The organism is Thermoleptolyngbya sp. M55_K2018_002, assembly GCF_015295965.1.
GTDB classification, from domain to species: Bacteria; Cyanobacteriota; Cyanobacteriia; order Elainellales; family Elainellaceae; genus Thermoleptolyngbya; species Thermoleptolyngbya sichuanensis.
Genome location: NZ_DVEA01000410.1, coordinates 1 through 14,274 on the forward strand (window position 1 = coordinate 1; position 14,274 = coordinate 14,274).

Consider the following 14,274-nt stretch of genomic DNA (forward strand, 5'->3'; position numbering starts at 1 on the left):
TTGCCCAATTCTCGAAGCTGCTGAAACTGTCGCGCCTGCTCTGGCTCTTGCAGCAACAGTTCCAGAATGCGGGGATTTTCGCGCAGGGTGCGCTCTGTGTTGCGAATACTAGCAAATAGCGCCTGATTGGAATCCTGGGAGCAGTTATAGGCTGCGTTTACATAGGTTCCGCCCGTGCCGTCGCCAATGCGATATCGCGCCGTCATCACCTGCAACTGCCGCTCTAGCAAGTCCAGTGGTGAAACCAGGACGTTACCGATTTTGTAGGGGTCGGTATAAGCAGGCAGCTTAATCAGCAGGTCGCAGGTCGGGCGCGTGCCCAGCCAGCCAAACTGGCGATCGCCCATATAGCGCGACCAGTGCAGCGTGCCCGCCACCAGCCCGTCGGTATTTTGCGTATAGACCTGGTAATAGCAAATATCGAACTGGCGTTCGTCCGCCAGCGGCTCGTGGATAACGGTCGCCACGCCGTAGGCAAAGTGCCCAAAGAAAATCGGCGTGGCCGCGGCGGGTTCCTTTTTCTCGCCGCCGATGCCGCCGTAGGTATGCAGCACCAGCGCCTCGTCGCCCACGCGCCATTCGTCGATCGCCGCCTGGATTGCCGCATCTGACCCGTTGGACAGGCCGCTGCACAGCACCGACGCAATCTTGCCTTTTTGGGCCGCAATGTCCGCCCAAGCCTGTTTGCGGATGTAGCGGTAGGCTGCCTTGCCGCCAAACAGCACCGATTCGGGTTGCAGGCGGAACAGGGCACGGGGGGCGATCGCCTGCACCACAAACGCACCCGCCGCGTCCTTCGCGCCGTAGACGTACCAGCCTGTCTCGTTGTAGGGCGATTTTTCCAGGTCGCGCGTGGTTGAGGGATAGCTGCCATAGGCCTTGGCCAACACCACCTCCGGCAGCCGCATCGTTTCCAGCTTGCCGCTAAACTGCCGCGTCGCCCGGTCAAAATGCGTCACCACAAACTGGTCGCTGCCCGCCACTGGCCGCTCAAACCGCACCAGCGCGCAGAACCGTCCCGTAATTTGCACAGGCGTATCGGCAATCAGCAGCACGTCGCCCTGCACCACCACAGGCGGTTCCAGCCGCACGATCAGATCATCCACCGGATGCCCCGCCGCCAGCGATTCCAGCGCGTTCACCTGTCGCCAGTGGTTGAGCCGATCGGGATGCACCATGCCGCCGTAGCGACTGCTGAATTCTGCCTCGGCGCTAAAGTGGACATCCTTCACGACGGAATTCATGCTCTTTTGCACGTTGGGGTAGTCTACCCAGCGCAGCCGTACTCGCTCTCCCACAAAGTAGCGGTAGCCCTCTGGGGCGTGGTGAACTTCTAGCCAGGTTCCCTGGACGTGCGATCGCTCTTCTGGCTTGGGCAAAATGAGCCGCCCCATCCACTCACCGATGGGGCGATACCACCGGGAGTCCACGGTTTGGGCGATTGGATAATAGTCGGGGCGGTTGAACGCGGCTGCCTGGTACAGGGCATAGTTGCTGGGTGTTTGGGGAATCAGGTCGCCGGCCCGCAGCGCCTCCCCCCGCAAAATTTGCAGAATCGTCTCGATGGTCTGCTGCAAATGGGTGCGACCGTCGGGCAGCGTTGCCTGGGGGTCCATATAGCCACCGGGAACCTGGTGACCGACCGGCCCAGCCGAGAGAACGGTGACTTTGCCCTTGCGCTTGCCCCGATTCCAGTAGGACAGCGGAAACAGCTTCCAGCGGCCGGGAAAGATAATGGGGCCGACCCGTTCTACCACATCCTTATCGCCAACGATGTGATAAAGATGCTCCAGCACCAGCACGTTGTTGTTGGCGCTCATTACGCCGCCGAGAGAAATTACGTCGATGGGGGCATTGGTAGACCGCTTCAGGTAGGGCGCAGCCGCCACAGACATTTCGCCGCCGCCGCTATAGCCCAGCAGCGTAATTGGCACGCGGCTGCCAGGCCGATAGCCCCGCCGCACCAGCCCGTCGAAAATCACCTGGGCAATGCCCTGGTTATAGATGGGGCCGTAGCGCTTATCGGACGACACCGCCACGATCAGCACGTTTCGCAGGTTTACCAGCATCCCCAGCAGCGCCGCCGGGTTGTTCCATCGCATCTTGTCTGCCAGTCGCCACAAAAACGCCAGCGGCCGGTCTTCATACAGCGGGCGATTCAGCACCGAATACAGCATTAGCCCCTCAACCAGTTCTACATCTTTGGGCAGAGCGGGCTTGAGGGCATTCAAAAAGTCTTCGATATCGGGGGTATATTCTTCGCCCGACTGGGCAATACCGTCCAGATACACCAGGTAATGATTGATTTGCGGGAAGTAGGGGTCTGGGCGATATTGCGCCGCAGCGCCGGGGCGATCGCCTGCCTGCAACTCCTTCAAGCTGGTTTGAGCAGCTTCATACTCATTTTCATACTCATATCCATATAGAGACGCATTCACCGCTGTTGCATCCAACTCATCGCCATACCAACCGGCCCACCAGCCCAGCGACTCCAGCGGCGCGATGATCCCCGCAAACACCGTCGCCACCACGCCAATCCAGGCTAAATCGAACGTCAGGCGAAACGGGGTCGGCAATCCGTTATACCAGCCAAACAGCCCATCCCGCACCGGGCGCATCAGCACAAAAACCAGCCAGAAGGCGATCGCCAGCGCCAGCAGCCCTAGCACCACCTTCACCGCCTGAGGAACGCCGCGTGTTTGATAGTCAAGCTGCAACACGGGGTCATCTGCTTCTGGCACGTCCAGCGGACGCAGCGAATAGCCAGAAGACGGCCGCTCTATCACTGCCTGAGACACGCTGCGAGCCGCCTCCGGATGCGATCGTCCCGCAGCCGCCACCAACTGACGCACCTCCGGCAAAGCTACGTCCGACGCGGGAATAATTGGCTCTGCGGGGCGGGCCCCAGACAAAACGCGCTCCCGCAGCTCACGAGAGTCTTTGGCCAATTCGACCCCCGCCACGCGATCGGCCAGACGGCGACCAAACTCGGCAATCGGCTGGGCGATCGTGCCTTCCAAAAGCTGCTTTACAACCCAGCCCAGCAGCACATAGGTCAGGGCTTCGCTGGCGCTGAGCCGGGCCACCACTGCAAACCCCACCAGCATCGACAGCAAGTTCCACACCGACAGCAAATTCTGAATCGGGTAGCCCAGGTAGGGCAGCGCTCCTAGAAATCCAAACAGCAGCGGCGCATAGCCCAGCCCTAGCACCGTCACCAGCGTCGGCAAGGGCACCCGCACAAACCCTGGCAGCAGCCCAATTAGCCAAGTGCTGAGGGCGAGAAACAGAAACCCAAAGGCAAACAGGATGGCATTCAGCAGCAGGCTAAAGACAAAGCGGCTGGGCTTGACGCGGTTGACAAATAGAATGATGCTCTGCCCCACTCCCAGCGATAGCCCTGCCAGCAGCACGATGAGCAGCGCCAGCCAAAAGCCGCCGGGCAGCGCCACAACCCGCCGAAATGCATCGAATTGTAGCGAAAAAGCCCCGCCGATTAGCTCAGCCGCCTGATTCCACGCTGTCTCAGCCATGATTTCACTCCTGAATGGCGCAATGAGCGATCCTGCTGACCGCTAAGCCGTTGCTGCGATGATAAACCGCGCCGCGCAAATTCAGAAGTTAAATTGCCATAAAAAATTGCCCTGAAGCAAATTCACGCAAGCGCCCAGGCCGAAACTGATCTTTCGGCAAGGCTATTGCAGTAGTTCAGTAGCCGCTATTCCACCAGCCCCGATTCCATCCGGACTATTCCACTAGCCGCTATTCCACCAGATGGTGATCCATCACATAGCGGACGAGTTCGGCGCGGTTGCTGGTGTTGGTCTTGCGGAGGAGGCTGCTGACGTATTTTTCGACCGTGCGGGGGCTGAGGTGGAGGCGATCGCCAATTTGCGAATTCGACAGACCATCCGCCAGCAGCGACAGCACCCCCTGTTCTCGCAGCGTCAGCCCCAGATCACTCTCTGGTTCCGCAGTCGGATGCTCTTCGACTGCCCGACTGGTGCCAGATTCGGCAGCTTCCGATGCGCGAATTTGCCGTCGCCATTCGGTCTGGATCAGCTGCGATCGCTCCAGCAAATTTCGCACCACTGCCCCCAGTTCCTTTAGGTCAAACGGTTTTGGCAAATAGGCATCACACCCAAGCTGGTAGCCCCGGATGCGTTCTTCCGTGCGGCTCAGCGCCGTTAGAAAAATCACAGGCAAGAGTCGCAGCGCGGGCTGCGATCGCACCTGTCGCACCAGCTCAAACCCATCCATCCGGGGCATGGCCACGTCCGTCACGATCAAATGCGGCTGCACTTGATCCACCAGGGCAAGGGCCTGCTCACCGTTTTCTGCCATCACCACCAGATAGCCAGACAACTCTAAGTAGTCGCCAATCGAAAGCCGGGTGCCCAGATCATCATCCACCACCAGAATCGTCAGAGGCATTGCGGAGAGCCTGAGTTCAGAACCATTGAGTTAATATGATAGCTTTCATTAGCCTAAGCCAAGATTGCCAAAATTCGTTAATTCTTTCTGACTAAGCCCAATCAAAAACGAAGGATGGCGATCGCCGCCCATCGCGTTCTCAGGCTGCTTTATGACCAGTCTTGTAGAGTGCAATCAGCATAGCCGTAGCACACCCCCAACAAGGCTTTTAAGACATTGCACCGACGCTAACACAGCCTACAAATCGCCAGAGCCTAGCCATCGGCGACGTTTACAATCTCGTAAGGGCTTGGGGGCTTTTGACGGAGCAACGGAGCATTTGTGGCGTAGCCCAGAAACACGGAACCTTCAGACCATTACAGCAGTCGCTACCACAGTCTCCACCATAGCCAGCCTATAGCCAGGCGGCAGCCAGACTACAGTTCAGAATCGACCCAGCAGATAGGTCATTGAGAAAAGCAGGTCAGCAGAAAACTGACACCGGAAAAACTGACACAAGTGAAATTATATCTTGATCATCAGCCATCCAGAATAAAGACGACTGCTGATATCATAACTTTGTCAAGATTTGTAAGCTTTCTTCAAACTGTCCCGTTCAAATCCAGCGGCTTCAAGTCGTCCTGAGCGATAGATCGGGTTAGCGCTTCAAAAGGGTAGCGGCTCCAGACTAGCGATTGTAAATTAGCGATTTTAGAAAGTTAGCGATTTCAAACTAGCGATTGTGGTGTAGGAGATTGCAGGCGTGCAAAACGGATTTGTTGGAACTGCGGATACCTCAGCGCCACGCGGCTCGCATGATCCCATTCGAGTTGGCGTGATCGGCGTTGGCAACATGGGCCAGCACCACACCCGCGTCCTCAGCTTGCTCAAGGACGTAGAACTGGTGGGCATTTCCGATGTCAACGTCGAGCGAGGGCTGGATACGGCAAGCAAGTATCGGGTTCGGTTTTTTGAAGACTATCGCGAACTGCTCAAATGCGTCGATGCGGTCTGTGTGGCGGTTCCCACCCGACTGCACTACTCTGTGGGTCTGACCTGTCTCCAGGTGGGGGTGCATGTGCTAATCGAAAAGCCGATTGCCGCCAGCATTGCCGAGGCAGAGCTATTGGTCAACGCGGCGGCCGAGTCCAACTGCATCTTGCAGGTGGGGCATATTGAACGGTTTAACCCGGCGTTTCAAGAACTCAGTAAGGTGCTGAAAACAGAGGAACTGCTGGCGCTGGAGGCTCACCGCATGAGTCCCTATTCCCAGCGGGCCAATGATGTGTCGGTGGTGCTGGATCTCATGATCCACGATATCGACCTGCTGCTGGAACTGGCCGCTGCACCTGTCACGCGATTGACCGCCAGCGGCAGCCGCGCGTCGGATTCTGGCTATCTAGACTATGTAGCGGCGACGCTGGGCTTTGCCAACGGCATTGTGGCCACGCTGACTGCTAGCAAGGTCACCCATCGCAAGATTCGCCGCATCGCCGCCCACTGCAAAAATTCCCTGACGGAAGCCGATTTTCTGAACAACGAAATCCTGATCCATCGGCAGACGACGGCCAACTATCGAACCGATTATGGGCAGGTGCTTTATCGCCAGGATGGGCTAATTGAAAAGGTGTACACCAGCAACATCGAGCCGCTGCACGCCGAGCTAGAACATTTTGTGCAGTGTGTGCGCGGTGGCAAGCAGCCCTCGGTCGGCGGCGAACAGGCCCTCAAGGCCTTGCGGCTGGCCAGTCGCATTGAGCAGATGGCGCTGGATGGGCAGGTGTGGCAGCCGGATGATCTGAGCGGCGTGCAGTCGGAGGTGTCGGCGATCGCCCTCTAGCCTTTAGCCTCTAGCCTCTTCTAGCCTCTAGCCTCTTCTAACTTTTGGTAGCCTTTGGTAGCCTCTGGTCGTCGTAGGTGGCTTCAGGCGCTACCTGAGACTGGGCAAGTCTTCTGACGAATCTGGCGCTGATCACGAATTAGGCGACAAATTCAGGCAACAAATTCAGGCAACCCATCAGGGTCGGATCTTTGGGATTTATCGACAGGCTCCCCACTCTTTACTATGGAAAGGTAAGTTGTTTTGAGTGCGAGAGGCTATGGGGCTTGCTCAGCAGCGGCTCGTGCAGCAGGTAGCGCGGGCCTTTCCAGACGGACTGTTTTATAAAGAAACTACCGAGCGCGTGGTGGCGCTGACCATCGACGACGTGCCCACGCCCGGTGAACCAGAGGATGAGTCTACCCAAAAAATTTTGGAGGCGATCGCCGAACACAATCGCCAGATCGAAGATCCAGACCGCCATGTACGGGCCACGTTTTTCATCATCACCAGCCACCTCAGCCCCGAAAGCACGATTATTCCTCGCATTCGCGCCTACGGGCACGAAGTCGCCAATCACGGCATCGTAGACGACACCACCGCCCTCCAGCACCCCGAACTGTTTGCCCTGCAAATGCGTGAAGCCCACAACCGCATCTGCAAAGACTGCAATCAACCCATCCGCTGGTATCGCCCGGGTCGCGGGCTATATGCCAAGAGCATGGTTCCCAAACTGCAAGCCATGCCCGGTTATGAACCCCGGTTTGCCCTGGCCTCTATGATTCCTGTAGACACCTTCAAGCCGACAGACAACGCCCTATTTAGCGCCTGGTATGTGTCGCGCTTCGTGTTTCCTGGCGCTATCTTGGTGATGCACGGCGGCTCTGCCGAGCGCTCCGAAAAAACCGCCGCCGCCATTCCCCTGCTGCTCGACTACTTGCAGCGCAAGGACTATCGCGTGGTCACGCTATCCGAACTTTGGGATAACTATTAGGTTGTGAAACGGGTAGGCTGTGGAATAGGTAGGCTGTGGAATAGGTAGGCTGTGGAATTAGGCCTTGGAAATCTAAAATCCAAAATCGCAAATCCAAAATCAAGAATCGATCTAAATCCTGCGATTGGCTCCCATCCCTCCTGCCCTTTGCATTGCACCCCCAAACCTGTCATGATCAGTTTATGCTGATTTACATTTTTTCATGTTTGCTGGCGGCGCTGCTCTGGCTGGGCGCGTGGCCCTTTGGAATCGCGGCTGAGGCGACCCCGACAAAATCACCGGAACCGCTTCCGGTCGAGCTTCCGTCGCTGAGCGAGCTGCGCGAAAAAGCCTTTGACGCGACCAACCGGGGCAGTTTCGCAGAGGCAGAAACCTATTGGACGGAAATTCTGGAGCAGTTGCCCGACAACGCGGCCGTGTGGAGCAATCGCGGCAACTCGCGCGTCAGCCAGAACAAACTGCAAGCGGCGATCGCCGATTTTGACAAAGCCACCGAACTGGCTCCCGATGCCCCCGATCCCTACCTCAATCGGGGCGCGGCGCTGGAGGGATTGGGACGCTGGGAAGAGGCGATCGCCAACTACAACAAGGTGCTAGAACTCGACCCCAACGACGCGGCTGCTTATAACAATCGGGGCAACGCCAAGGCAGGCCAGGGCAACTGGGAGGCGGCGATCGCAGACTACCAAAAAGCGGCAGACCTTGCGCCCGATTTTGCCTTTGCCAGGGCCAATTATGCGATCGCCCTCTACGAAACCGGGCAGATCGACGAAGCCATCCGCACCATGAAAAACCTCGTCCGCAAATACCCCCGCTTTGCCGACATGCGGGCCGCCCTCACCGCCGCCCTCTGGGTCGCGGGCAACCAGGGCGAAGCCGAAAGCAACTGGTATGCCGCCGTTGGGCTGGATGCGCGATACAAAGACGTGGACTGGGTTGCGAATGTCCGCCGTTGGAGTCCGTCGCTCGTCAGCGCCCTGGAGAAGTTTCTGACCTTGAAGTAAATAGGACTGATGCAGTTGGACGATTTCTCACGGCCTGCGCCCGTGAGAAATCGTCCAAAACCCAGAAAGCTTATCGTAAGTGCGTAAGTCCTGGTAAAACTGAATCCAGCCCCACTGGGAGCCTGACGAGTCTGGGAGCCTGACGAGTAATGAGTTTCAATGAGTTTCTCTGACATCCAAAGCCATTGGGCAAAAGCGTTTATCGAGGCGTTGTCCGAGCGTGGCATTGTGCGGGGCTTTGGGGACGGCACATTCCGCCCTGAGCAGACGATTACTCGCGCTGAGTTTGCATCCCTCCTGCGTTCTGCCTTTTCCGTTGCGCCCAAGCGACCTTACGTGCCGTTTCAGGATGTGTCGGAGAGTTTTTGGGCTGCGTCTGCGATTCGTTGGGCCTACGAAACCGGGTTCATGTCCGGTTATCCTGACGGATCGTTTCGTCCCGCAGAGGCGATCGCCCGTGTGCAGGTTTGGGTGGCGCTGGTGAGCGGGCTGGGGTTTGCGGCATCGGGCCAGGCTCCATTATTCGACCTGTATGCGGATGCGGGCGAGATCCCCGACTGGGCAAGACAGGCGATCGCCACGGCGACGGAAACAGGGCTGGTCGTAAACCATCCCGACCTGAAACGAGTGCGATCGCAGCAAGCGGCTACACGGGCCGAGGCGGCTAGCTTTGTGTATCAAGCACTGGTGCGTTTGGGCCAGGTTCCGGTAATCGAGTCGGCGTGGATTGTGCGCTGGGTGCGGACGGTCGCAGTGTCGCATCGGCGCGAGTTTCGGGCAGCGTGGGTGGCGATTGTGTGGAATATCGACTTTCCCAGCGCCCGCACGCTGACCACCGACCAGCAGCAGGCAGAACTGATTGCCATTTTTGACCGACTGCGATCGCTCCATTTCAACGCTGTGATTTTGCAAATTCGCCCCGAAGGGGATGCGCTGTATGCCTCAACGCTGGAGCCGTGGAGCTTTTGGCTGACGGGCACTCAGGGCAAACCGCCCAGCCCCGCCTACGACCCGCTGCAATGGGCGATCGCCCAGTGTCGCCAGCGCAATCTGGAAATTCACGTCTGGTTCAACCCCTATCGCGCCCGCACGTCTCAGCAAACGGTCAACGTTTCGCCCCACCTAGCGGCGACGAATCCTGATGTGGTCTACCCTTGGGGCAACCAGCTCTGGATGGACCCCGGCGCGACCGTCGTGCAGGAACGCACCTATGCCGTGATTCTGGACGTGTTGCGCCGCTACGACGTGGACGGCATTCACCTGGATGATTATTTTTATCCTTACCCAATCGCTGGGCAGAGCTTTCCCGATGACAAAACCTATCAGGCCTATCGCAGCAGCGGCGGCACGCTCTCCCTGAAGGACTGGCGGCGGGATAACGTAAATCGCCTAGTGCAGCGCCTTTCCAGCGGCATCAAAGCCACCAAGCCGCACGTAAAATTTGGCATCAGCCCGTTTGGAATTTATCGCCCCGGCCAGCCGCCGCAAATCCAGGGACTCGATGCCTACGACCAACTGTTTGCCGACGCGCTGAAGTGGCTCCAGCAGGGCTGGGTCGATTACCTCGCGCCGCAGCTTTATTGGCGCATCGACCCACCCGCCCAGAGCTATCCCGTGCTGCTGGAATGGTGGGCAGATCAGAATATCCAGAAGCGCCATATCTACCCCGGCAATAACTTATCTCAGCTCGATGGCAAAGCCTGGGACGTGACCGAAATCGAGCGGCAGGTGGCCATCACGCGCCAGCTAGAGAGTAAACTCGCCCTCGGCAATATTTTCTATAGCATGAAGGCGCTGCTGACGAATCGCGAAGGTATTGGCGATCGCCTCCAGACCAATATCTACCGCACCGCCGCCCTGCCGCCCGTCATGCCCTGGCTCCGCAGCTTGCCCCCCGTGCCGCCGCAAAATGTGCGCGTCTTGGGAAATCGACTCGTCTGGAGCAGCGCCGCCAGTGTCCGTTCCTGGACGCTCTATCGCCAAGCAGGAAGCACCTGGACGCTGCAAAGTATCTTACCTGCCACTACAACACAGCTTACTCTATCGCCCGGAACCTATGCACTGTGTACGGTCGATCGGCTAGCGAATGAGAGCGCGGGCGTAGTAGCAGTGGTTTAAGCAGCAGTGGTTTAAGCAGAAGCAATACAAGGACTGTGCTGCGCCAAAAACGACCTGATGCGGCACTGCGCCAATCTAGAGCATAGTGCGCTGGTACTGGGGGCGATCGCTGGTAGGCAACACTGGTGCAAACGGGTGGCGAAAAGGCTTTCATGGGATTCTGAGACGGGGTGAACCGGTTGGCGAATTTGCTAAACGCGCTGGCGCTGAATCAGTTGGCTAAACAATCCAGGCTGGGTGGCCAGCGCCTCGAAGTCACCTTTCTGCATGACGCGGCCATTTTGCAGCACGTAGATGCGATCCGCATTGCGAATCGTGCTGAGACGGTGGGCGACCACAATTCGCGTCACGCGCAGGCAATCCAGACTCTCGCTGACAATGGCTTGTGTGCGGTTATCCAGGGCGCTGGTGGCTTCGTCAAACAGCAGAATGCGGGGACGCAGGGCCAGGGCGCGGGCAATCAGCAAGCGCTGGCGCTGTCCGCCCGAAAGGTTTGTGCCGCCCTCGCTGACGACCGTGTGCATTCCCATTGGCATCGCCTGCACGTCATCGGCCAGTCCTGCCATGCGGGCTGCTTCCCAGGCTTCCTCCATGCCAATTAGCGCACCACTGGCAATGTTTTCAAAAATCGACGCAGACATCAGGCGGCTATTTTGCAGCACTACGCCAAGCTGTCGCCGCACGGCCTGCATGTCTAATCCAGACAAGTCCTGCCCGTCGTAGTAGACCGTTCCCGACTCTGGCGTGTCGAAGCCCAGCAGTAGCCGAAACAGCGTCGATTTGCCGCTGCCCGATGGGCCCACCAGCGCAATGAACTCTCCTGGCTCGGCGTGAATGCTGACATTATCCAGCGTTAGCGGTCCATCTTCGCGATAGCGAAACACCGCGCGATCGACGGACACTTGCCCGGTTAAACGACCTGGATCGGCCTTGTCATCCGCTACTTCTGGTACGGCATGAAGAATGGGTAATGCCCGCTGCCAGATGGGTAGCACTTCCATCACATCGACTACTGTAGTGCTGAGACTGGTCGCCCCGCCGATGAACGTGCCGAACGCGGCATTGAACGCTAGAAACGTGCCGATGGAAAAGCTGCCGTCCTGGGATTGGGATTGCTGAAGTAACTGTACCGCGAATGCAAACAAGACGGCTGGGGTCAAGGCAGATAACAGGTTATTGATTACCGCCAAATTATCTTCAATGCCCTGGGATGCCAGGGTTAGCTTCAACTGCTGGCTATATTGCCGTCCCCAGTAGGCAAAGGCGCGAGTCTCCGCTCCGGCAACGCGAAATTTTGCCACGCCGTTAATGATTTCTCTCATGATGCCTTGCAGTTTGCCTTGGCGATCGAGCAGGGGACGTGCCTTTCGCAGGGTCAGGATACTGGAGATGACCGTCACGCCGATGTTAATCAGGGCAACAAGGAGGGCGATCGCCGCTAGGGGTGGACTGTAGTAAAACAGCAGACCCAGGTTTAGCAGCGAGAATATACCAGAGAACCAGCTTTTGAGAATAGTGTTACCCAATTTTTGCCGAATTTGGCTGACGGCAGACACTCTTGCGCTCAGATCGCCGATGGAATATTGCCGAAAGAAGGACAGCCGCAGCGCCAGCAGTCGATCCCACACTGCCGCCTGGGTCGAGGCATCAGCAACGGTTTCCAGACGCATCAGCGCAATGCTCTGGGTAATCTGAAACAGGGTCGCGCCGATCGCCGTAGCCAGCAGCCCCAGCGCGATTTGCAGCAGCAAACTGCGGTTGGCATCGGGAATGGCCTGATCGATCAGCAGGGCCGTTGCCTGGGGCGTGACCATGCCCAGCAGCGTTGCGCCCAGCCCCGCCAGCAGCACAACCCACAGTTCTTTGAAATGTCCCCGCAGGGCAAATTTCAGCAGTGCTAATGGCTTGGCGAGGGGTGGCAGCGGGCGATAGAAGGTGTAGGCAGTGGGCGCAAGGGTTTCCGCAGCGCGGGCATCGCAGATCGTGCGGGTTTGGCGCAGCGGGTCGAGCAGTTCGTAGCGTGAGGCAGAGCGAGGCAGCAGCGCCACAGGACGGCCGTCTTCTAGCGAGTAGGCCAGCAGCGGGCCGCCGTCCTGATGCCACCAGCCCTGTCGCAGCGTGACGCGGCGAATGCGGATGTGGGAGGCACGGGCGATCGCCTCGATGGGGTCTTTCAGCCGCCGCAGATCTTCTGACTTGCCAGGGGGTGAAATGGCAATCCCCAGGGCCCGCCCCACGGCCCCAGCCGCCGCCAGTAGCGCTGTTTCTGGGTTCATGGCGATCGCCACGTCTGCTGCATGTCCCAGTAATGTATGTTCTAACGAAGTGGGCGCAGCATCAAATACGGTCGATAGTTCGTCCAGCGTCCGCGTTACGGCTTCCGTATTGAGCTGCTGCCGTTCGCGATAGCGTGCGAGTTCCTGATGCTGCTCCTGAGCTTCGAGCCTCTGGATTCCCTGCATCACCTTTGCTTGCAGATGGCTCAGTCCAGTCATCAGGGCAATCGCCGATTGGGCATCACTGGTGCAGGTTTCCAGTTCCACAATATCGCTAGCTTGCAGCCAGAGATGCCGTTCCAGCGGCAGCCACACCCCCAGTTCCAGCGGCAAGCTCGACACCCCTTGCAGCAGCGCAGTTCCTTGCAGCACGCGCACCCAGGTTACGGCACCCTGAGCTGGCTGAAACACCTCGCCCATGCCCAACACGCCATATCGATCGAGGGGCGTTGGCAAGATGGTTGCGGTCATGCTTGCCAGCGTCGTGCCCAACTGATGCACCCAGCCCTCAAGCTGCTGCTGGGCAGCCTGCGGTTCGTCGTGCAGCCACTGGAGGAATTCAGCGGGCGATCGCCCTGTCAGATCCGTCTCTTCCAGCGCCACCGCCATCAGTTGATACGGCTGCTGACACGGCTGCGATAATCCCGGTTCGCCAAACTCGGCTGCGTCGGCTGCAAATACGGCCTCGCCCGCGTTGACGCTGAACAAGTATCGCCGCCGCCCGCGTGGAATTCCATCTTGCATTGGCACAGCAAACAGCGCCAGCGAACCGGATTGTACCTGCCAAACGGTCTGGTGGTCTAGCAGTAGGGGTTCGTTTCCGTGCAGCGATCGGGTAGGATGAACTCGCTCAAGCTTTCTTTCTTCTGCCAGCATTCCTGCGTTCCTTTTGTCTCATTTTTTACATATAAATTGCGATGCAATCTGCAATGCAATCTGCGATGCAATCTGCAACACGATCTGCAAGTTATTCAATCGAGCCGCCTTCGCTGCGAATGAGCTGGAGATAGGGCCCTTCCTGTGTCTTAAGCTGGTCGTGGCTGCCTCGCTGAACCACTTTTCCGCGTTCCAGCATAATGATTTCATCACAGTCTCGAATGGTGCTGAGGCGGTGTGCCACGATGAGACAGGTGCATCCGCGTAGCCGCAGGTTGTAATCAATAATGCGTTCCGTTTCTGTGTCCAGGGCGCTTGTCGCCTCGTCCATAACCAGTATTGAAGGATTGCTGACCAGCGCCCGCGCAATTTCCAAACGCTGCCGCTGTCCGCCGCTGAGGTTCGTTGCGCCTTCCGACAGTTCCGCCCCATAGCCCCCTGGCATGGATAAGATAATGTCGTGTACCGCAGCATCCCGACAGGCTTGAATCAACTGTTGATCGGAAAGCGTTGTGTCCCACAGGGTCAGGTTATCGCGCACGCTGCCTGCAAACAGCAGCACCTCTTGCTCGATCATTGCCAGGGAATTTGCCAGCACAGAACGCGGGAGGCTCTGGCGCGGCTGTCCGTCAAAGTAAATCTCGCCTGCCCAAGGCTGATAGAGTCCGCACACCAGTTTAGCAATCGTCGATTTGCCGGAACCACTGCCGCCCACCAGCGCAACCCGCTGACCGGGCTGGAAGTGGACAACCCGTCCCTGCTGGAGCGCCGCCC

8 protein-coding genes are annotated in these 14,274 nt (G+C 58.2%); 4 read left to right on the forward strand and 4 right to left on the reverse strand.

From position 1 onward, the window contains the following. On the reverse strand, positions 1-3,533 hold a 3,533-nt coding region (locus IGS51_RS20695), incomplete at its 3' end, for a CAAX protease (RefSeq protein ID WP_297080653.1). Between the two features lie 229 nt (positions 3,534-3,762). Next, complete coding sequence (locus IGS51_RS20700; RefSeq protein ID WP_297080654.1) at positions 3,763-4,434, reverse strand: response regulator transcription factor; 672 nt, start codon at positions 4,432-4,434, stop codon at positions 3,763-3,765. Between the two features lie 742 nt (positions 4,435-5,176). Between IGS51_RS20700 and IGS51_RS20705 the strand changes: the two genes are divergently transcribed. The 4 genes from IGS51_RS20705 to IGS51_RS20720 all read left to right on the forward strand — a co-directional run bounded on the left by IGS51_RS20705 (position 5,177) and on the right by IGS51_RS20720 (position 10,348). After that, positions 5,177-6,253, forward strand: a complete 1,077-nt coding sequence (locus IGS51_RS20705) for a Gfo/Idh/MocA family oxidoreductase (protein ID WP_297080655.1) — start codon at positions 5,177-5,179, stop codon at positions 6,251-6,253. A gap of 259 nt (positions 6,254-6,512) precedes the next feature. Continuing rightward, positions 6,513-7,226 carry a polysaccharide deacetylase family protein gene (locus IGS51_RS20710; protein ID WP_068507249.1) on the forward strand — a complete coding sequence of 238 codons (714 nt, stop codon included), beginning with the start codon at positions 6,513-6,515 and terminating at the stop codon, positions 7,224-7,226. Positions 7,227-7,408: 182 nt separating this feature from the next. Then, entirely contained in the window at positions 7,409-8,230 is an 822-nt protein-coding gene (locus tag IGS51_RS20715; protein ID WP_297080656.1) for a tetratricopeptide repeat protein, read from the forward strand. A gap of 159 nt (positions 8,231-8,389) precedes the next feature. After that, entirely contained in the window at positions 8,390-10,348 is a 1,959-nt protein-coding gene (locus tag IGS51_RS20720) for a family 10 glycosylhydrolase (RefSeq protein WP_297080657.1), read from the forward strand. Positions 10,349-10,539: 191 nt separating this feature from the next. On the opposite strand, the gene IGS51_RS20725 is transcribed toward IGS51_RS20720, so the two are convergent. Together IGS51_RS20725 and IGS51_RS20730 are read right to left on the reverse strand one after the other, a co-directional pair. Further along, positions 10,540-13,500: an NHLP bacteriocin export ABC transporter permease/ATPase subunit gene (locus IGS51_RS20725; protein ID WP_297080658.1), complete on the reverse strand. Its 2,961-nt coding sequence runs from the start codon at positions 13,498-13,500 to the stop codon at positions 10,540-10,542. 91 nt (positions 13,501-13,591) lie between these two features. Continuing rightward, positions 13,592-14,274: ATP-binding cassette domain-containing protein (locus IGS51_RS20730; protein WP_297080659.1), on the reverse strand; the 683-nt coding region annotated here is incomplete at its 5' end.

What these genes read in the sequence shown, in the direction of transcription:
- IGS51_RS20700 (WP_297080654.1), bottom strand. Translation starts at nt 4,434, where the DNA reads ATGCCTCTGACGATTCTGGTGGTGGATGATGATCTGGGCACCCGGCTT.
- IGS51_RS20710 (WP_068507249.1), top strand. Translation starts at nt 6,513, where the DNA reads ATGGGGCTTGCTCAGCAGCGGCTCGTGCAGCAGGTAGCGCGGGCCTTT.
- IGS51_RS20715 (WP_297080656.1), top strand. Translation starts at nt 7,409, where the DNA reads ATGCTGATTTACATTTTTTCATGTTTGCTGGCGGCGCTGCTCTGGCTG.
- IGS51_RS20720 (WP_297080657.1), top strand. Translation starts at nt 8,390, where the DNA reads ATGAGTTTCTCTGACATCCAAAGCCATTGGGCAAAAGCGTTTATCGAG.
- IGS51_RS20725 (WP_297080658.1), bottom strand. Translation starts at nt 13,500, where the DNA reads ATGCTGGCAGAAGAAAGAAAGCTTGAGCGAGTTCATCCTACCCGATCG.